This window comes from Roseateles sp. PN1 (genome assembly GCF_038419725.1).
In the GTDB taxonomy this organism is placed as follows: domain Bacteria; phylum Pseudomonadota; class Gammaproteobacteria; order Burkholderiales; family Burkholderiaceae_C; genus Paucibacter_A.
This window is the reverse complement of record NZ_JBCARA010000005.1, coordinates 48,615-67,451: the sequence shown is the minus strand read 5'-3', so window position 1 is coordinate 67,451 and position 18,837 is coordinate 48,615. Positions and strand designations below refer to the sequence as shown.

Annotated in this window: 19 protein-coding genes; 13 read left to right on the top strand and 6 right to left on the bottom strand. The window is 65.1% G+C overall.

The genetic code is table 11. The annotated features are described in order from the left end of the window. Positions 1-74 precede the first annotated feature (74 nt). On the bottom strand, positions 75-1,025 hold the full coding sequence (locus tag AABB87_RS09580) for an XdhC family protein (protein ID WP_341971021.1): 951 nt from the start codon (positions 1,023-1,025) through the stop codon (positions 75-77). 166 nt (positions 1,026-1,191) lie between these two features. On the opposite strand from AABB87_RS09580, the gene AABB87_RS09575 reads away from it, so the two are divergent. From AABB87_RS09575 to AABB87_RS09540, 8 genes are all read left to right on the top strand, one after another. After that, entirely contained in the window at positions 1,192-1,671 is a 480-nt protein-coding gene (locus tag AABB87_RS09575; RefSeq protein ID WP_341971020.1) for a (2Fe-2S)-binding protein, read from the top strand. Beyond that, entirely contained in the window at positions 1,671-4,025 is a 2,355-nt protein-coding gene (locus AABB87_RS09570; protein ID WP_341971019.1) for a xanthine dehydrogenase family protein molybdopterin-binding subunit, read from the top strand. The genes AABB87_RS09575 and AABB87_RS09570 overlap by 1 nt, the downstream gene beginning before the upstream one ends. A 20-nt stretch (positions 4,026-4,045) precedes the next feature. After that, entirely contained in the window at positions 4,046-4,834 is a 789-nt protein-coding gene (locus tag AABB87_RS09565) for an FAD binding domain-containing protein (RefSeq protein WP_341971018.1), read from the top strand. Beyond that, positions 4,831-5,739 (top strand): AAA family ATPase, encoded by a 909-nt coding sequence (locus AABB87_RS09560; RefSeq protein WP_445944854.1) that lies wholly within the window; start codon positions 4,831-4,833, stop codon positions 5,737-5,739. Before AABB87_RS09565 ends, AABB87_RS09560 begins: the two co-directional genes overlap by 4 nt. A gap of 22 nt (positions 5,740-5,761) precedes the next feature. Beyond that, positions 5,762-7,069: a vWA domain-containing protein gene (locus tag AABB87_RS09555; RefSeq protein ID WP_341971017.1), complete on the top strand. Its 1,308-nt coding sequence runs from the start codon at positions 5,762-5,764 to the stop codon at positions 7,067-7,069. Then, on the top strand, positions 7,066-7,632 hold the full coding sequence (locus AABB87_RS09550) for an SRPBCC family protein (RefSeq protein ID WP_341971016.1): 567 nt from the start codon (positions 7,066-7,068) through the stop codon (positions 7,630-7,632). Before AABB87_RS09555 ends, AABB87_RS09550 begins: the two co-directional genes overlap by 4 nt. Positions 7,633-8,021: 389 nt before the next feature. After that, a complete protein-coding gene (locus tag AABB87_RS09545) occupies positions 8,022-8,360 on the top strand; it encodes a hypothetical protein (protein ID WP_341971015.1) in 339 nt (112 codons plus the stop codon). A gap of 413 nt (positions 8,361-8,773) precedes the next feature. Then, positions 8,774-10,147, top strand: coding sequence for a ferredoxin reductase family protein (locus AABB87_RS09540; protein WP_341971014.1), 1,374 nt, complete (start codon positions 8,774-8,776; stop codon positions 10,145-10,147). Positions 10,148-10,173: 26 nt separating this feature from the next. On the opposite strand, the gene AABB87_RS09535 is transcribed toward AABB87_RS09540, so the two are convergent. Beyond that, a complete protein-coding gene (locus AABB87_RS09535) occupies positions 10,174-11,142 on the bottom strand; it encodes a dienelactone hydrolase family protein (RefSeq protein WP_341971013.1) in 969 nt (322 codons plus the stop codon). 93 nt (positions 11,143-11,235) lie between these two features. Here AABB87_RS09535 and AABB87_RS09530 point away from each other — a divergent pair, with 93 nt between their 5' ends. The 3 genes from AABB87_RS09530 (at position 11,236) to AABB87_RS09520 (ending at position 13,922) form a co-directional block, all read left to right on the top strand. Further along, a complete protein-coding gene (locus tag AABB87_RS09530; protein WP_341971012.1) occupies positions 11,236-11,631 on the top strand; it encodes a hypothetical protein in 396 nt (131 codons plus the stop codon). A 399-nt stretch (positions 11,632-12,030) separates the two neighbouring features. Then, entirely contained in the window at positions 12,031-12,657 is a 627-nt protein-coding gene (locus AABB87_RS09525) for a DUF7010 family protein (RefSeq protein WP_341971011.1), read from the top strand. 134 nt (positions 12,658-12,791) lie between these two features. After that, entirely contained in the window at positions 12,792-13,922 is a 1,131-nt protein-coding gene (locus AABB87_RS09520; RefSeq protein WP_341971010.1) for an acyltransferase family protein, read from the top strand. Between the two features lie 28 nt (positions 13,923-13,950). On the opposite strand, the gene AABB87_RS09515 is transcribed toward AABB87_RS09520, so the two are convergent. Next, positions 13,951-14,151 carry a YgaP family membrane protein gene (locus tag AABB87_RS09515; RefSeq protein ID WP_058722499.1) on the bottom strand — a complete coding sequence of 67 codons (201 nt, stop codon included), beginning with the start codon at positions 14,149-14,151 and terminating at the stop codon, positions 13,951-13,953. A 72-nt stretch (positions 14,152-14,223) separates the two neighbouring features. Further along, positions 14,224-14,901, bottom strand: coding sequence for a Crp/Fnr family transcriptional regulator (locus AABB87_RS09510; protein ID WP_341971008.1), 678 nt, complete (start codon positions 14,899-14,901; stop codon positions 14,224-14,226). A gap of 120 nt (positions 14,902-15,021) precedes the next feature. On the opposite strand from AABB87_RS09510, the gene AABB87_RS09505 reads away from it, so the two are divergent. Continuing rightward, positions 15,022-15,888 (top strand): 2OG-Fe(II) oxygenase, encoded by an 867-nt coding sequence (locus AABB87_RS09505; RefSeq protein ID WP_341971007.1) that lies wholly within the window; start codon positions 15,022-15,024, stop codon positions 15,886-15,888. A 40-nt stretch (positions 15,889-15,928) separates the two neighbouring features. Here AABB87_RS09505 and AABB87_RS09500 read toward each other — a convergent pair whose 3' ends face one another. Further along, on the bottom strand, positions 15,929-16,957 hold the full coding sequence (locus AABB87_RS09500) for a cupin-like domain-containing protein (RefSeq protein ID WP_341971006.1): 1,029 nt from the start codon (positions 16,955-16,957) through the stop codon (positions 15,929-15,931). 143 nt (positions 16,958-17,100) lie between these two features. Here AABB87_RS09500 and AABB87_RS09495 point away from each other — a divergent pair, with 143 nt between their 5' ends. Further along, on the top strand, positions 17,101-17,940 hold the full coding sequence (locus tag AABB87_RS09495; protein ID WP_341971005.1) for an urease accessory protein UreD: 840 nt from the start codon (positions 17,101-17,103) through the stop codon (positions 17,938-17,940). 122 nt (positions 17,941-18,062) lie between these two features. Here the strand turns inward: AABB87_RS09495 and AABB87_RS09490 are convergent, their stop codons facing one another. Continuing rightward, the gene (locus tag AABB87_RS09490; RefSeq protein ID WP_341971004.1) at positions 18,063-18,596 is read right to left on the bottom strand and encodes an FxDxF family PEP-CTERM protein; all 534 of its coding nucleotides are present in this window, start codon (positions 18,594-18,596) and stop codon (positions 18,063-18,065) included. Between the last annotated feature and the right edge of the window lie 241 nt (positions 18,597-18,837).

The window sequence follows — 18,837 nt, the reverse complement described above, 5'->3', positions numbered from 1 at the left end:
TGCTGGTGCGCCCCCGTTGACCGGGCGGCGCCAAGGCTCGAAGTGCTGGGCCTGCTGTGTGCTGTGGGATTGGGTTAAATCGTCACCCCATATCGTTGCGCCGTCATATGCGCCAGGATGGACAAGGCAATTTCCGGCGGCGTGCGCGCGCCGATGTTCAAGCCCACCGGCCCATGCAGCCGCGCCAGCTGTTCTTCGCTGAGGTCGAAATGCTCGGCCAAGCGCGCCCGCCGTTTGGCCTGGTTGACGCGTGAGCCGATGGCGCCGACGTAAAACGCCGGGCTGCGCAACGCCTCCATCAAGGCCAAATCATCGAGCTTGGGGTCATGGGTGAGGGCGACGATGGCGCTGTGGCCGTCCGGCGCGAAGGCTTGCACGCAGTCGTCCGGCATCTCGCGGCTGAGCGTGCAGCCGGGCACATTCAGCGTGTACTCCTCGCGCGGGTCGCAGATCAGCACCTGATAGTCCAGCGCCTTGGCCATATCGGCCAGGTACTGCGTCATCTGCCCCGCGCCGATGATCAGCAAACGCCACTGCGGGCCGTGGTGGGTGCACAGGCTGTGCTCGGTCAGCAGCACCACATCGGCACCCGCTTGCGCCTCGCCCAGGCTGACTTCGCCACTGGCCAGGTCCAAGACGCGCCGCACCCGCTCACCGCGCTCCAGGCGCTGCAGCAGGGCGTCGATTTGTGAGCCGGGGGCCGATAGCGGCTCCAGCATCAACTCCAGCGTGCCGCCACAGGGCAGGCCAAAGCGATTGGCTTCCTCGGCGCCGATGCCGTAGCGCAAGAGCTGGGGCCGGCTCAGGTGCATCGCACCTTCACGCACCTTGGCCACCAGGTCGTCTTCAATGCAGCCGCCGGACACCGAGCCGGCAATCTGCCCGTCATCACGCAATGCCACCACCGAGCCCACCGGGCGCGGGGCCGAACCCCAGGTGCGGGTGATGGTGCCCAGCACCACGCCGCGGCCTTCGGCCAGCCACTGGCTGACCTGGCGCAAAACCGTCAAATCAAGATTGTCCATAGGCCGATGCTAAACGCCTGCCGCCGGCTTGGTGCGCCGCCGCTGAAAAACCGTCCGCGTAACAGAAGCTGTATGCATATACATACGGGTAAACGGCGGATAGCGCGGCGGCGGTGCAGCCGCGAGGATGCGTGCTGCCGCTTGGTGAAAAAAACTAGGAGACGAGATGAGTCAGAGAATCACGCTCAAGGTAAATGGCAAGACGCTGACGCGCACGGTCGAGACCGATCAATTGCTGGTGCAATTTCTGCGCGAAGACCTGGCCCTGACGGGCACCCATGTGGGCTGCGACACCGGCCAATGCGGTGCTTGCACCATCCATCTCAACGGCCGCGCCGTGAAGAGCTGTACCCTGCTTGCGGTACAAGCCAACGGCGCCGAGCTGCGCACCATCGAAGGCCTGGCCGCCGCTGACGGCAGCCTGCACCCCATGCAAGCCGCCTTCAAAGAATGCCATGGCCTGCAATGCGGCTTCTGCACCCCCGGCATGGTGATGAGCGCGGTGGACCTGGTGCAACACCACGGCTGCCATTCCGAGACGCAGGTGCGTGAAGCGCTGGAGGGCAATATCTGCCGCTGCACCGGCTACCAAAACATCGTGCGTGCGGTACAGACCGGCGCCGCCGCGATGAAGGGAGGCCAGTGATGAACGCGCCCCAACAAGGCCTGATCGGCCAAAGCATCCGCCGCCGCGAAGACGCCCGCTTTCTGACCGGCCGCGGCCAGTACACCGATGACTTGGTGCTGCCGCGCCAAAGCTACGCCTACTTCCTGCGCTCGCCCTACGCGCATGCCAGCATCAAGGCCATCGACGTCGCGGCGGCCGAGGCTGCTGAAGGCGTGTTGGCCATCTTCACCGGCGAGCATTTCCGTGCCGTTGGCGGCCTGCCTTGCGGCTGGCTCATCAACAGCCTGGACGGCTCGCCGATGAAGGAGCCCAAGCACCCCATCCTGGCCGATGGCAAAGTGCGTTATGTCGGCGACGCCCTTGCCCTGGTGGTGGCTGAAACCTATGCCCAGGCCAAGGCCGCGGCGCAGCTGATCATGGTGGACTATGAGGAGCTGACCCCGGTGGTGGACACCGCCAGCGCCACCCAGTCCAGCGGCCAGGTGCACGACGAGGCGCCCGGCAACGTCTGCTACACCTGGGGCTGCGGCGACAAGGCCGCCACCGACCAGGCCTTTGCCGGCGCGGCCCATGTCACCAAGCTGCAGTACTGCAATAACCGCCTGATCCCTAACGCCATTGAGCCACGGGCTGCCAACGCCAGCTACAACCCCGGCGACGAGAGCTACACCCTCTACACCACCAGCCAGAACCCGCATGTGGCGCGGCTGCTGATGTGCGCATTCGTGCTGGGCATCCCTGAGCACAAGGTGCGCGTGGTGGCGCCGGATGTGGGCGGCGGCTTTGGCTCCAAGATCTTTTTGTATGCCGAAGAAACCGCGCTGACCTGGGCCAGCAAGCAAGTTGGCCGCCCGATCAAATGGACCGCCGACCGCAGCGAAGCCTTTTTGAGCGACGCCCACGGCCGCGACCACGCCACCGTGGCCGAGCTGGCGCTGGACGCGCAGGGCAAGTTCCTGGCGATGCGGGTGCACACCACGGCCAATCTGGGCGCTTATCTGTCCACCTTTGCCAGCAGCGTGCCGACCATTCTTTACGCCACTTTGCTGGCCGGCCAGTACACCACCCCGGCGATTTATGCCGAGGTCACTGGCGTGTTCACCAACACCGCGCCGGTGGATGCCTACCGGGGTGCCGGCCGACCCGAAGCCACTTATGTGGTGGAGCGTTTGGTGGAGACGGCTGCCAAGGAATTGGGCATTGACCCCGCCGAGCTGCGCCGCCGCAACTTCATCCGAACCTTCCCCTACCCCACGCCGGTGGGCCTGACCTACGACGTGGGCGACTACGACGCCACGCTCGACGCCGTGCAGGAACTGGCCGATGTGGCCGGCTTCCCCGCCCGCCGCGCCGCCAGTGAGGCCAAGGGGCTCAAACGCGGCCTGGGTTATTCCACCTACATCGAAGCCTGCGGCCTGGCCCCGTCCAATATCGCCGGCGCCCTGGGTGCACGGGCGGGCTTGTTCGAGGCTGGCGAGGTGCGCGTGCACCCCACCGGCAAGGTGACCATCTTCACCGGCTCGCACTCCCACGGCCAGGGTCACGAAACCACCTTCGCGCAGGTGGTGGCCGACAAGCTGGGCATCCCGATCGAAGACGTCAGCATCGAGCATGGCGACACTGGCAAGGTGCTGTTCGGCATGGGCACTTACGGCAGCCGCTCGCTCTCGGTGGGCGGCACGGCCATCGTCAAAGCGGTGGACAAGGTGATCGCCAAGGGCAAGAAGATCGCTGCCCATCTGCTGGAAGCGGCCGATACCGACATCGAGTTTGAGAACGGAGTCTTCAAGGTCGCCGGCACCGACAAGAGCGTGCCCTTCGCCTCGGTCTCGCTGACGGCCTATGTGCCGCACAACTACCCGCTCGACAAGTTGGAACCCGGCCTCAACGAGAACGCCTTCTACGACCCCACCAATTTCACCTACCCCGCAGGCAGCTATGTCTGCGAGGTCGAGGTGGACCCCGCCACCGGCCAGGTGCGGGTGGACCGCTTCAGCGCGGTGGACGACTTCGGCAATATCGTCAACCCGATGATCGTGGAAGGCCAGGTGCAAGGCGGCATCGCCCAAGGCATCGGCCAGGCTCTGCTGGAGCACGGCATTTACGACAAGGAAAGCGGTCAGTTGCTGACCGGCAGCTATATGGACTACGCCATGCCGCGCGCCGACGACTTGCCCAGCTTCCAGATCAAGACCGCCAAGGGCACGCCCTGCAGCCACAACCCGCTGGGTGTGAAGGGCTGCGGCGAGGCGGGCGCCATCGGCTCGCCGCCTGCGGTGATCAACGCCATTTGCGACGCCATCGGCGTCAAGGATGTGCCCATGCCCGCCACCCCGCATGCGGTGTGGCAAGCCATGCAGGCCAATCGCTGAGCGCAAGGGAGACACACGCCATGACATTCACCTACACACAAGCGGGCTCGGTGGCCGAAGCCGCCCAGGCCGGCGCCAAAGACGAGGCCAAGCTGATCGCCGGGGGTCAGTCCTTGCTAGGCGCCATCAAGCTGGGCCTGGCCGCGCCAGAGGCTTTGATTGACCTTAGCGGCCTGGCCGATCTGAAAGGCATCCGGCTGGACGGCGGCAAGCTGGTCATCGGTGCCATGACCACGCACGCCACGGTGGCCGCGTCCAAAGAAGTGCAGAGCGCCATTCCGGCCCTGGCCGACTTGGCCGGCCGCATCGGCGACCGCCAGGTTCGCAACCGCGGCACCCTGGGCGGCAGCCTGGCTAATAACGACCCGGCCGCCTGCTACCCCGCCGCCGTGCTGGCCTTGGCGGCCACGGTGCACACCGACCGGCGCAGCATCGCGGCGGATGACTTTTTCAAAGGCATGTACGAAACCGCGCTGCAGCCCGGCGAGATCATCACCTCGGTGAGCTTCCCGGTGCCTGCCAAGGCGGGTTGGCAGAAGTTCAAGCAGCCGGCCTCGCGCTTTTCCATCGTCGGCGTCTTCGTGGCGAAGACTGCGGCGGGCGTGCGCGTGGCCGTCACCGGTGCAGGGCCGGGCGTGTTCCGCGAGCCGCAGCTGGAGGCGGCGCTGGGCAGCAACTGGAGCCCGGGCGCCACGGCCGCCATCACCGTCAGCGCCGATGGCTTGAACCAGGACCTGCATGGCTCGCCCGCTTACCGCGCGGCGCTGATCCCCGTGCTGGCCGGGCGGGCGGTGGCAGGGGCGGCGTGAGTTCCGCGCTGCTACCCGCCAGCATTGACGACACCGCGGCGGCGCTGCGCGCGCAGGGCTATGTGGCCCAGCGCGCGCTGGCCACCGCCACCTTCTTAGCCTTGCGACTGCAGCGCCCGCTGTTTCTGGAAGGCGAGCCCGGCACCGGCAAGACCGAGATCGCCAAGACCCTGGCGGCCATGCTGGGCCGGCCACTGATTCGGCTGCAGTGCTATGAAGGGCTGGACCTGGCCGGTGCCGCCTACGAGTGGAACTACGCCCGCCAGATGCTGGAGATCAAGCTGGCCGAGGGCCAGGCCTCGCGGGAGGAACTGAGCCGCGATCTGTTCGCCCCGCGCTTCCTCATCAAGCGCGCCTTGCTGCAGGCGATTGACCCGGCCAATGCGGTGGCACCCGTCCTGCTGATCGATGAGCTGGACCGCGCCGACGAACCCTTCGAAGCCTTTTTGCTGGAGGTGCTGAGCGACTTTCAGATCACCATCCCCGAGCTGGGCCTCGTCAAGGCCCTAACGCCGCCCATCGTCGTCATCACCTCCAACCGCACGCGGGAGATTCACGACGCCGTCAAACGCCGCTGCCTCTATCACTGGGTGGACTTTCCGGATGCAGCCACCGAGCTGGAGATCTTGCGCCTGCGCGTGCCCGAGGCGCCCGCCGCGTTGGCGCGCCAGATCGTCGCCTTCATCCAGGGCTTGCGCCGGCTGGATTTGTACAAGCTGCCCGGCGTGGCCGAAACCATCGAGTGGTCGCGTGCGCTGCTGGAGTTGAACGCCCTGGTGCTGGACCCCGCCACCCTGCACGACACCCTAGGCGTGCTGCTCAAGTACCAGGACGACATCGCCCGGGTGCAGGGCTCCGAAGCCGCGCGGCTGCTGGAGCAGTTGCGGGTGGCTGAGGGTGGGTGAGCTTGTGTGATGGCACTTGATCGTGGCTGAGAACCCAGCGCCGGCCCCTGCTGAGGCAGAAGGTTATCTGGCGCAAAACGTCATGCACTTCGCCCGCGTGCTGCGCCAGGCCGGCATGGCGGTGGGCAGCGACCGCGTCTTGCTGAGCTTGCAGGCCCTGCAACTGGCGGGGCTGGAATCACGCCAAGACTTTCACGCCACCCTGGCCGCCTGCCTGATCGACCGGGCCGAGCACCGGCCCCTGTTCGACCAAGCCTTTGCCATCTTCTGGCGCGACCCCGATCTGCTCGGCCGCATCATGCGCATGCTCTTGCCGCAAGCCCAGGCCAAGCCCGGCACGCCGGCCCTGCCGGAGAACCGGCGCCTGGCCCAGGCCCTGTTCCCGCATGCGCCCGGCCCGCAGGCCAAAGTGCCCGAGCCTGAGCAGCAGATTGAAATCGACGCCCGTTTGAGTTGGAGCGCGCGCGAAGTGCTGCGCCAGCAAGACTTCGACACCATGTCGGCGCAAGAGTGGATCGCCGCCAAGCGCCTGCTGGCGCAGTTGCAAGGCAGCTGGCTGCTGGAGGCCCGCCCGACCCGCCGCTGGGCCACCGCCACGCGCGGTCGCCTGGACTGGCGCGGCAGCCTGCGGGCCCAGGCGCGTGGCGAGCACCAGGCCCTGCCGCGCCAGACACGCAAGGAAAAGGTGGCGCCGCTGCTGATCTTGGCCGACATCTCCGGCTCCATGGGCCGTTACTCGCGCATGCTGTTGCATCTGGCCCATGGCCTGGCCAACCCCGTGCCGCGCAGCAATAGCCGCGCGCCCAAGGTTGAGAGCTTTGTCTTCGGCACACGCCTCACGCCCATCACCCGCTTGCTCAAGCAGCGCGACCCCGACCTGGCCGTGGCGGCGGTATCGCGCCAGGTGCAAGACTGGTCTGGCGGCACCCGCATCAGCGCCTGCCTGCAAGAGTTCAACCGCCGCTGGGCCCGCCGCCTGCTGCACAGCGACAGCACCGTGCTGCTGATCACTGACGGCTTGGAGCAGGGCAGCGAGGATGATCCGCGCTGCGCCGCCCTGGCCTTTGAAGCCGAGCGCCTGCGCCTGAGCTGCCGCCGCCTGGTCTGGTTGAATCCGCTGTTACGTTTTGAGGGCTTCGAGCCCAAGGCCGCCGGGGTGCGTGCCCTGCTGCCCGAAGTCAGCCTACATCTGCCGGCGCACAATCTGGCCAGCTTGGAAGCGCTGGCGCAGCGGCTGTCGCAGCCTCATGCCAGCGGAAATCAAAGCGCCCGGACAAGCGCCAGATCGAACACGTCCTCATCCTTCTCGACACAGTCACCACCACCATGAACCTCACCGGCCAAGAAACCCTGCCTGTCTCGCAAGCCCAAGCCTGGGAGGCGCTGAACGACGCCGCCCTGCTGCAAGCCAGCATCACGGGCTGCGAGAGCCTCACGCTGATCGGCGAGCATGAGTTCGAGGCTTTGATGACGGTGGCCATCGGCCCGGTCAAGGCCAAGTTCAAGGGCAAACTGAAGCTTTCGGACCTGCAGCCGCCCAGCAGCTACCACCTTGCCTTCGAAGGCAGCGGCGGCGCCGCCGGCCACGGCAAAGGCACGGCCCATGTTCGGCTGGAGCCCGTGAGCCCCACCGAAACCACGCTGCACTACGACGTGCAAGCCAGCGTCGGCGGCAAGATCGCCCAAATCGGCTCCCGCTTGGTGGACATGGCCGCGCAGAAGATGGCCGGTGACTTCTTCTCCGCTTTCAATACCGCTTTGCAAGCGCGTTATGCGGTGGCGGCAGTTGTTGCTGAGTCTGCGGCTGATGAGGCACCGAAGAAGAGCCGTTTTCAGCGCCTCCTGGATTGGTATCTGGGGTGGCTGGGGCGGGTGTTTACGGGAAAGGTGTGAGCGTGCAGCGGATGCGTTTGCTCAGTTTGTCCAGCAGTCACGTTGCCTTCAGGGGTTGCAGGATTTCCCGGAAAGTCTGAGGCGCGAATTACGCTGGGAGCCGTCGAGACGGCAAAACAAGCCTTCAATATGGCGACCTCACTTGTCAGCCGAGACTCGGAAAAGCACTGCTTGAGGCAGTTGCTGCATTTTTCAGAAATTGAATGCTGTAAAAATACAGTCGATCGGGCGATCTGTTTCGCTAGATCTGTTGCTTCCGACGGTTTGGCGTGCCCGCGCCATACAGCATGCTGCTATTTTTTTGGGGCGTGCGAGTTGTCGCCAGGGAACACGTTAGATCTGACAGTTGTGCTGTCGTAACCATTTCAAAATTTGTAGGAAAGTTGAGCATGAATCGATTCATTTCGTTGACGTTGTCAGTTGCTGCCCTCGTGGCAATCCAGGGTTGCGCAACCAAAACATACGGGCGACAAGGCTCTCTGACAGACTACGAGAAGGAATCAATGTCCTGCCGGGAGATCGATCTTGACTTGGCAAAAACTCGAGGATTTATCGATCATGTAAACAAGGAAAGTGAGTTCAGTGGAAAGGATGTTCTGGCGTTTCTCGGTGATTTTGGTATCGGCAACAGCATGGAAAAGAATGCCGCACTCGAAAGTGCAAATGCTCGCATCGCCCGACTCAGCGAACTGAAGCGCACCAAGCAATGTCCAGCAAGTCCCGTCTAACCTGACTACAAGGACTTTGCATCCTTTCAAGCTTGAACAGCAAGATCTGACCCTTCGGGGTCTTTTTCATTTCTAGACCTGTACTCTGAAAAGCGGCAGCGCAACGAGGAACAGACGGAATATCTACAAACTGGCTTGGTGCGGAATGTGCCTCAGCGTCTGAGAGTCTGGCGCTCGTCCAGCATTTTCACGTCTCGGAATTTCTGCATATTCAGCCAAACCAGGTTGGGGAGGCTGATCGCAATTCCTTTGGTTGCCCTAGTGGCGATGCAAGACGGGCGATATGACCCTGGGTGTCGCCCGTTTCTTCTTCAGCTTTGTTTCAGATCACCACGTCACTCCGCCCGCCTTGCTATCCTCATCACAGGCTTCGACACCCAGCCCGCTGACGTGAGGACGACAAGATGATGGTGATGATGAGAGCTTCGACCACTTGGCTTGTGCTGCTGGTGCTGCTGGCCTTTGCATGGCTGGGCTTGCCAGCTTGGCCTGCGGACGGTGCGCCGGATTTGCAGCGCTGGATGGTTTATCTGGATGGGCTTTATCTCAGCGGCTATCTGGCCATCGGTTTGATGTCTGTGGCGATGGTGCTGGCTTTGCGCATGCCTTGGCTGGAGCGCTGGGTCGGCGGGCTGGACCGCGCTTATCGGCTGCATAAAAGCCTGGCTGAATGGGGCATTGGCCTGGCGCTGTTCCATTACGGCTTGCGCTTGCTGGTCAAGGAGTTGCGCGGCAGTGGGCTGATGGTCAAGCCCAAGGGCTTGGCCAGCCAGGCGGTGGAGGCCTTGCGGCCGTTTCATGGCACGGCCAAGGATTGGGCGGAATGGGCGCTCTACCTTGCGGTGGCGCTGGTGGTGGTGGCTTTGTGGCGGCGCGTGCCTTACCGCTGGTTTGCGCGCCTGCATCGGCTGCTGCCGGCGACCTATCTGGTGATGGTTTATCACAGCGTGGTGTTCTTGCCGCAGGGCTATTGGCAGGGGCTGGGCTGGCCAGCGGCAGGGCTGATCATGGCCTTGATGCTGTTTGGCAGCGTGGCGGCTTTGATGTCTTTGTTTGGCCGCGTGGGCCTGCGCCGGCGTGTGGCGGGTGAGGTGCTGGAGGTGAAGCAACTAGCCTTGGATGTGCTGGAGCTGCGCCTGAAGCTGGCGCCCGGCTGGCCCGGCCACGAAAGCGGCCAGTTCGGCCTGGCCACGTTTGATAGCCGCGAAGGCGCGCACCCGTTCACGATCGCGTCGAGCTGGAAGGGCGATGGCGAGCTGCGCTTTGCCATCAAGGCCTTGGGGGACTACACCCGCAATTTGCCGACGCTGCTGAAGGCGGGCGATGCGGCTTGGGTGGAAGGGCCTTATGGGCGCTTTGTGTTTGCAGACGGCAAGCCGCGCCAGATCTGGGTGGGCGGCGGCATTGGCATGACGCCCTTCCTGGCGCGCATGCAGGAGCTGGCTCAGCTGCGCGAGGCCGCATCATCCGCTTTGCCCACAGCTGAGGCGCCCGCGCTGCTGGCGCAACAAGTGGATCTTTTCTACTGCACCCGCAAGGGCGATCCCGACATCACGCGGCGCATCACCGAGCTGGCCGCTGCAGCAGGCGTCAATTTGCATGTGCTGGAGTCCACCACGCAAGGGCAGCTGAGTGTGGAGCGTTTGATGGCCATGTCACCGCAGTGGCGGGAGGCCAGCCTTTGGTTCTGCGGCCCGGCGCGCTTCGGCCAAGCTTTGCGCGAGGGCTTGCTGGCAGGGGGTTTGGCGGCTGGCGACTTTCATCAAGAGGCGTTTGAGTTCCGCTGAACTGGGCCGCAGTCCATGCGCCTGGGTCAGGGCTGTTCTGCTCGCAACTGTTCCCGCAGAAAGCTGAGCATCGCGGTGCGGGACTGCGCAAAGGCCTCAGGCTGGCCGCCCACATGCACGCCCGCCCCAGGCTTGATGCCGTTGGGTACATCGGCCCGCACGCGTACCGGCGCCTTGCTATCAAAGCCGTGGAAGGCACCGGGGTAGGCGATGAACTGGGGCTTGATGGCGACGGCGTCGTTCTTTTCGCTGCTCGCGCCGCTGGATTTCACCTGGGCTTGTTGGGCCAGCGCCTCGCAAGGCGCGGCGGCGGTCCAGTCATCGGCCGCGCCGGTCAGCATCAGCAGCGGGGCCGTTGGCGCATAGCCCCGTTTGAGATCGGCTTCACAGCCGGGGTAAAAAGCCACCGCCGCACGCGGGCGCAGCGCGGCGGCTTTGACTTCTGCATGGTTCAGATTGGTGCTGGCCAGCACGGTGCTGCCGCCGTTGGACCAGCCCAGCAAGGCCAGGCGCTTGCCATCCACATCGGGCCGCGCGGCCAGCCATTGCAGGGCGCCCAAGGTGTCGCGGCGGCGTTCGGTCATGGTGATGGCGCGGCTGCCGATTCTTTGTGTGCACAGCTCGCGCTCGCCGCGTGGCGTCAAGGAGTCCAGCACCAGCACATGCCAGCCTTGGGCGTTGAGCAGCTTGCTGTAGTCCTGCATGCGTTCCGACAAATCGCCGCCACGCCCGTAAGGGCCGCCGCAGCCATGCAAGAGCACGATGGCCGGTGCGCGGGATGATGCATTGCCGGCCGCCGGGAACCAGTGACCCAGGAGCGGGATGGCCTGGCCTGCGCGCAGGTCGAGGCTGGGCACTTGCATTTTTTCAGGCGAGGCGCTGGTCGCGGCCACCGCCGCAGTGAGGCTGCCCGTAATGCCCAGGCAGGCGACAAAAAATGCGCGCAAGTAGAAAGACTTGGCCGTTCGTGCTGTGGTGGTGGGCATCGATTCCATGGGCGCGATTGTGCGCGGACAAGGTGACTCAGGGCCTCTCTAGACTGAAACGCGAATTGCCACGCCGCCGCCGCCCTGCTACACCTGCGGCCCATGCAACGATTCTTTGACACCACCTTCCGCCCCTTTTTCTTGCTGACCGGCGCCATCACCGCCGGCGCGGCCGGCCTGCTGTTTTTACCGGCCTGGACGCTGAAGATGATTTTTCAACTGGACTATGTGCCGGCCTACACCGTGCTGGCCCAGCACTGGGGGGCGATGGTGGGTTTGGTGGGGCTGGCGATGATTCTGGCGGCGCTGCGCAGCGAGTGGCGTACGCCCATCCTGATCTTCGTTGGCCTGGAGAAAGCCTGCCTGGTGCTGCTTGTGCTGATGAACTGGGGCCAGCCGGCGGCGGCCGGTTTTGTGGGTGGGGCGCTGATGGATGTGCTGGTGTCGCTCTACATCCTGGGCTATTTCTGGGCGCGGCCTAGGAGCGTGCGCGGCTGAAATCCATGCCCGCGCCGAGGCGAGTCGCGGCGCCTGGCAAGGCGCGGGCGAGGCGCATGGTCGTCCCCTGCAACGAGCGCGCAACGCCGCCAGGTGCGGCGAATCGCCTCGGCCCTCCGGGTTGGGCCCGCTTGGGCGCCCATGCGTCGTTGCCGCGCTTGCCCGGGCGGCTATCCCGAGCCGCGCACGGCGCCTAGCCTGCGCACCCAAGCGGGCCCAACGCGGGCATGGATTTCAGCCGCGCACGCTCCTAGCGCTTGAGGCCTTCTTGCGGCGCGCCGTTCATCGGCGTGGCTGGCGATGAGTCGGCGCTGCTGTTGATTCGTCGGCTGGGTGCCGGTGCTGTGGCCGGAGCTATTTAACGTAGCCCCATCAAGCCACTCAACACAGGAGCCCAGCATGTCAAGCGCCGTTCAAACCCAGCCTGTTCTGTCTCTTGATGCCCAGCGCGAGGCGTTCGCGCGCCGCCGCTTTCTGGCCATGCCGCTGGCGGGGCTGATCGCCTGGAGCGTGATCGGCCTGGTGGGCAGCGTGGCTTCGCTGACTGTGTCGGTGCTCACGCTGTACGCGGCCACCGGTTCCATCGTTTACCTGGGCATGTTGCTGTCGCGGCTGACGGGTGAGAACCTGATGGACAAGCGCCGGCCCAAGAATGAGTTCGACAAGCTCTTCATGCTGACCGTGGCCATGGCCTTGTTGGTCTACGCCATTGCCTTGCCGTTTGCTGCGCAGGACTACAGCTCTCTGCCCATGAGCGTGGGCATCTTGACCGGGCTGATGTGGTTGCCGGTGTCCTGGTTCATCCAGCATTGGATTGGCATCGCGCATGGCGTGGCGCGCACGGTCTTGGTGCTGGGCGCCTGGTTCGCCTTCCCGGAGCAGCGCTTTGTGATCATCCCCGCCATCATCGTGGCGCTCTATGTGGTGGTGATCGTGGTGCTGGAGCGGCGTTGGCACGCTTTGCAGGCGGCGGAAAAGGGCGAACGCGAAGAGCCCCTGCCGACTACAATCGCGGGCTTGGCTTGAGGTTCATCGCGAGGTGAACCAGCCCAGGGCCAAGGCCCCGGGCGCTTGTTTCCAGCCTCCCCCTTTGTTGTTCGTTCATGCACCGTGCAGCCTCGCTTGGTCGAGGAACCGGTGCATTTGCTCTTTCTTGGCTCATGAGTTCCCTTGTCCAGAAATCCCGGCGTCGCTTGCTGCATGTCGACGCCCTAAAGGCAGTCGCCGCGCAAGCCATCGTGCTGCACCATTTGTCGATTTATGGTCCGATCGCAGTGGCCGTGGAGGAATGGCTGCCGCAAATGATGGCGGTGCTTCAGCACTATGGCCGCATGGCGGTGCAGGTGTTTCTGGTGGTGGGCGGCTTCCTCAGTGCGCGGGGCTTGTCGGTAGCTGGTCAGGCCTTGCAAGGCGCCGTGCCTGAGTTGCTGTGGAAACGCTATCTGCGCCTGGTTCTGCCTTTTATCGCCGCCGTGCTCTTGACGCTGGCCTGCTCCCTGCTGGTGAAGCCCTGGCTGCCGGACCTGGTGCCCAGCGCGGTGAGCCTGCCGCAAATGTTGGCGCATGGCTTGCTGTTGCAGGACTTGCTGGGGTTTGAATCGCTGACCGTGGGCGCCTGGTATGTGGCCATGGACTTGCAATTGTTCGCCCTGCTGCTGGGCCTGATGTGGCTGGCGCGCCGGCTGCAGCCCGCACGCGGTCTGGGCCAAGTGCGGCGCTGGTTGCGCATGGCGATGGCGCCGGCCTTGGTCTTGCTGTTGTGCCTGGCCTCGCTCTTCGTGTTCAACCGCGATGAGCAGTTGGACATCTGGGCGCTGTATTTCTTTGGTGCTTACGGCCTGGGTGCCCTGGTGCATTGGCTGGGCCTGAGCCCGCAGCGCCGCGTGGGCCTGTGGGTGCTGACGGCCCTGGTGCTGGGCGCCTTGGCGGTGGAATTCCGCGAGCGCATTGCGCTGGCCTTGGTGACGGCGCTGGCCCTGGCCTGGTGGCAGGCGCGCCATGATCAAGCGCCCGAGCAGCAGCCCTTGATCCGCTCGCCGCGCCTGGCGCATTGGGTGGCTCAGCTGGGCACGCATTCCTACGCGCTGTTCCTGATCCACTTCCCGGTTTGCTTGCTGCTCAACGCGGTGTTTGAGCATCAAGACATGGCCGGTGGCGGCTGGGGCGTGTTCATGATGCTGGCGGCCTGGGGCTTGAGCAATCTGGCCGCCCTGGCCTTTTACCGCTGGGTGGAAGTGCCCAGCGGCCGGCTGCAACTGGGCAGCTGGCTGCCCCGGCTCTTGCGTGCCTAAACTGCGCGCCTAATGAAGGCCTAGCCCCTCAGGACTTGTCTTTGAGCGAGCAGGTGTTCATGCCGAAGGGCAGGTAGGCTGGGCAGAAGCGGAAGATGCCGGTGAACAACGGCACGATGCCGATATAGCCCCAGGCACCCACGGTGCCGGTGGCCGCCAGGCCCAGCAAGGCCAAGCCGGCGACGATGCGGAAGATGCGGTCGGCTGAACCGACATTAACTTTGAACATGGTGAACTCCTTTTTGGGTGTGAATGCTTCACTGTCGCCGTCGCAGCCCGGCCCGTCTGTGACCTGGGTCACTTAGGGCGTGGTTTGCGCCGCAAACAGGCGCAGCGCCGCCACATTCAGCAACTCGATGCGCTCACGCCCCAGGCTGAGCCAGCCTTCGCGCTCGAAGCGCTTGAGCAGGCGGGTGACGATCTCGCGCACCGTGCCCAGCTCATCGGCCAGGGCTTGATGGGTGATCTGCAAGACCGCGCCATGGCCCAGCAAGGTGCTGGCCAAGCGTTGATCCAGGCGCTGAAAGGCAACGGCCTCGGTCAGGGCCATCAACTCAGTCAGGCGGTCGGCGAAGAGGCCGAACACATAGTTGCGAAAGCCAGCGTCGGCGGCCCAGGCGGCAAAGCCGGCGGGGCTCAGCAGCACCAGCTCACAAGCCTCGGTGCACTGACCCTGCGCGGCCAACTGGTGATGGCCGAACAAGCTGGCCGTGGACGCCACACACAAATCGCCCGGCAAGACCCGGTACAACTCCAGCGAGCGCCCCGTGGCCGCCACCCGGGCCACCCGGATCTCGCCGCTGAGCAGCATGGGAAAGCCCTGGCAAGCCATGCCTTCATTGAAAACCTGGGTGCCGGGCGCGGGCTGCACCCACTGCGCATCCTGGCGCAAGACCGCTTCGCGCATCGCTGCGGGCAGGGCCGCCACGGCGGGGTAGGCCGCCAACAGCCGCGCTTCTTGAATTGGGGTCAGAGTCAATTTGTTCTCTCGTTGCTATTGCTGCGGCCCATCTGCGCGCGCATTTGGCCCAGTCATGCCCATGCAAACTGGCTGAGGTATTGTGTGCCTTAGTTTGCATGTCACTGTTTGGAGTTGCCCATGTTCTTGCAGCAATTGACGCCCGAGTGGCGCGCCTGGCTGGGCGACAACGTGGCGCGCGGCTGCAGCGCCGAGTCCATGCAGGACTTGCTGGTCAAGGGTGGCTATGCCGTGGCCTTGTCAGCGGCGGCGGTGGCCGAGGCGCGTGAGTCGCATCTGAGCCGCGAGCTGCTGCGGGGTCAGGCCTTGCCTGCCGGGCAGACGCTGCAGCGGCCCACCATCGATGTGCAGTCCGCCAATCAGCTGCAGTGCAGCGACGGCCAACAGGTGCGCATCGCCGCCGTGCTCGATCATCCGCAGCTGGTCTTGTTTGAAGACATGCTCAGCGATGAGGAATGCGCCCAGCTGATCGCCCTGGCCGATCAGCGCATGAGCCGCTCCACCGTGGTGGATGAGCAGCTTGGTGAATCGCGCCCGCATGAGGCGCGCACCAGCGCCGGCGGTTGGTTCCAGCGCGGCGAGTTCGCCTTGCTGGCGCGCATCGAAGCCCGCTTGGCCGAGCTGCTGCACTGGCCGGTTGACCATGGCGAGGGCCTGCAAGTGCTGCGTTATGGCGTTGGCGGCGAGTACCGCGCCCACTTCGACTACTTCAACCCCGCGCTGCCGGGCAGCCAGCGCCATCTGCAGGCCGGTGGCCAGCGCGTGGGTACCTGCATTCTTTATCTCGACGAAGTGGCAGCCGGCGGCGGCACCCGCTTTCCCACGCTGGGCTTTGAGGTGCGGCCCAAGCGCGGCGCGGCGCTTTACTTCGCCAGTGTGGATGCGGCAGGCCAGGAAGACCCGGCCACCTTGCATGCCGGTGTGCCGGTGATCGCCGGTGTGAAGTACATCGCCACCAAGTGGCTGCGCCAGCGCGCGTATCAGTGAGGGGAGCAGTGAGCCAGCAAGCGCGCGCTGAATTGATCCATCAATCCAGGCGCGGGCTGAAGTACTGAAAGCTGTTCGGGCAGCTCATGCCGGTGTAGCTGATTGACACGCTGGGTGCTAAGCCGCTGACCTGATGCCACCAGCCCAGCGGCAGGAACAGGGTCTCGCCGGGCTGCACGGTCACGTCCAGCACCCGGGCGCCGCGAAACTGCGGATGGCGGTCCAGCAGGTTTGGCGCGTCCAGATCGATGGGGCTGAAAACATGGTGGCGGTTGTCCATGCGACCCCAATCCAGCGGCGAAATCAGGCGCCAGCGCTTGGCGCCAACGATCTGGGTGTGGAACAACATGCAGCAGTCATGGTGCATGGGCGTATTCGTGCCGCCCGGGCCAATCCACAAATGCGCTTGGCTGGCCAGCTGGGCGCGGTCCACCAAGGGCGGCAGCTCACCCACATCGTCGAGCAGCTCAGCGAACTCGGGCCGGCGCAGCAGATGGTTGTTGGCGGTGAGGTACTGCGCATTGCCCGGCGCGCTGTGCTGGGCGTAGTGCAGGAACTCGGCGAAGCTGACCTGGCGGCGCAAGGCCTCGCTGTTTTCTTCGAAGCGGGCGTCTTGGTCGCGGCCGGATTGGATCTGCACCTCCTGCGCGCCGAAGCGCTCACGCAAGGCCTCGAACTGCCAGCGCTGCAGGGCCGGCCAGTGGCGGGCGTGGCCGCTCAGCAGCAGGGGGCGAAAGCCCTCGATATGGCGGCGCTGAAATTCCTCGGGCTCAATCTGCTCGCGCCGCTCCACCGCCTCGTAATCGGCCGCAGCCTCCCACACCGCCTGCAGATTGCCAACCACCGAGAGCAGCTTTTGATGCTGCTGTTGCAAGCGCCGCGCGGCCGTCAAGATGGGGCTGTGCAGCACCTGCTGGATCAGCGCGGCGGCCGTTGCGGCGTCCTCGCCGGCGCCCACCATGGCCGCTTGCATCGACTCGCTGCTGCAGTCTCGCAAGGCATTGCTGGCGATCCACTCGCCCCAGCGCGGCAGCAGCGAATCGAGGTCGGGAGGGGCAGGCAAGTTCATGCCTCGAGTTTAGGTAGGCGTTATTGTCAAGACGTGACCCTTTTGAGTCAGTGCGCGCCGGGGCTTGGGCACAATCCACCCATGACTTCAAACCGCCTCGCCACCGCGCAACGCTTCACTTTCGACCCAGTGCTGGCTCTGCCATGAGTTGGCGCGCTGAATTGAGCCTGGACCTGAGCCTGGCGCAAGGTCGTAGCGTGGCCCGCTACCGCCACGACGGGCCCTTGCGCATCCTGCAGACCCTCTACCCCGAGGGTGATGCGATCTGCCACAACGTGCTGGTCCATCCGCCTGGCGGCTTGGTGGGTGGCGACACCTTGAGCGTGCAGATGACGGTGGGCGAGGGGGCGCATGGCCTGGTCACCACGCCCGGCGCCACGCGCTTTTACCGCAGCGAGGCCGGCGCCCGAGCGACCCAGCAGGTGAAGGCCAGCCTGGCGCCCGGCGCCCGACTGGAGTGGCTGCCGCTGGAGGCGATTGCCTACCCCGGCTGCGCGGCCCTGAACGAAGCGCGCTTTAGCCTGGCGCCCGGTGCCGAACTGCTGACTTGGGACATCACCGCCCTGGGCCTGCCCGCAGCCGGCGCGCCCTTCGGCCATGGCGAGTTCGCCCAACATCTGGAAGTGGAAGGCGTGTGGTTGGAGCGCGGCCTGATCCGCGCCGACGATGAGTTGTTGATGAACAGCCCCCTGGGCCTGGCCGGCCAGCGCTGCCTGGCCACGCTGGTGTTTGCCGCCGGCGAAGCCATCGCCAAAGAACGCCAGCAGCGTGCGCTGGACGCCGTGCGCGCATTGATCGAGGCCCAGCCGCCCGAGCTGCGCGAGCGCAGCGGCGTGACGGCGGCGCACCCGCAAGTGCTGGTCTTGCGCACGCTCAGCGCCGTGACCGAACCCAGCCTGCTCTTGCTGCGCCAATGCTGGGCCGCGTGGCGGCAAGAGTTGTGGGGCCTGAGCGCGGCGCCGCCACGGCTATGGGCGATGTGAAGCTGCTCTGTCCTTGAACCACTGGACGTAAAAAAGCCCGTGCTGGGCAAGGCCTGCGCGGGCTTTTGTTTTCGCCTTTTGACCAAACCCGTGAGGGCTTGGTTTAGCGAGGCGAGTCGGACTTAGAAGTCCGACTTGCGGCGGCGTGCCACCAGGGCCACGGCACCGATGCCTGCCAGCAGCAGGGCGTAAGTGCTTGGCTCGGGGATGGCGGGGATGGCCGGGCCGGTCAGCGGCGAGCCGGAGACATTGATATTGCCGCCGAAGGAGCCACCCAAGCTGGTGCCGAAAATGGTCAGTGTGTACTGGCCGGGCTTCACATTCAGGGCGCTGAACTCGAAGTTGTCGAAGCCGGAGGGGCGCTTGCTGCCGTCGTCATTGCGCAAGGGGGTGAAGACTTGATCACCCAGGGTGACGCTGCTGATGTCGAAGCCCGTCTTCTTGGCGAAGCTCGAGTACACATTGATGTACAGATCGTTGACATTGCCCAAAGCGGACAGGTCGAGGCTGAACACATTCTGGCCGGTGCTGTTGCCGATGAACGATGCCACGCCGACGCCGTCTTCCCAAGTCAGGGCGATGGGCGAGGCGGCGGCCGAAGCGGCCGTGGCCAGCAAGCTGCTGGCAGCAAATACAGTAGCGATAACTAATTTCATTGACTAAGTTTCTCAGAGAGCACTTCATGACGGGCGAACGCGCAAAGCGCGCGTCTACCCCGGAGGGAGGAGGGCCGACTCTGAGGGGCGCTGCCAGCAGCGTCAAGGATTCAAACGTGGGCCCCCCCGCAGCTTAGGGGGAAGAGTGTTGGCTTAAAGTCCACAAGCCTGCCGCTGCCATGGGTCACAGTTGGTGGCAGATGGCCGCCGCAGATCGGCCCGCCCGCCTGCCAGCGCGCCG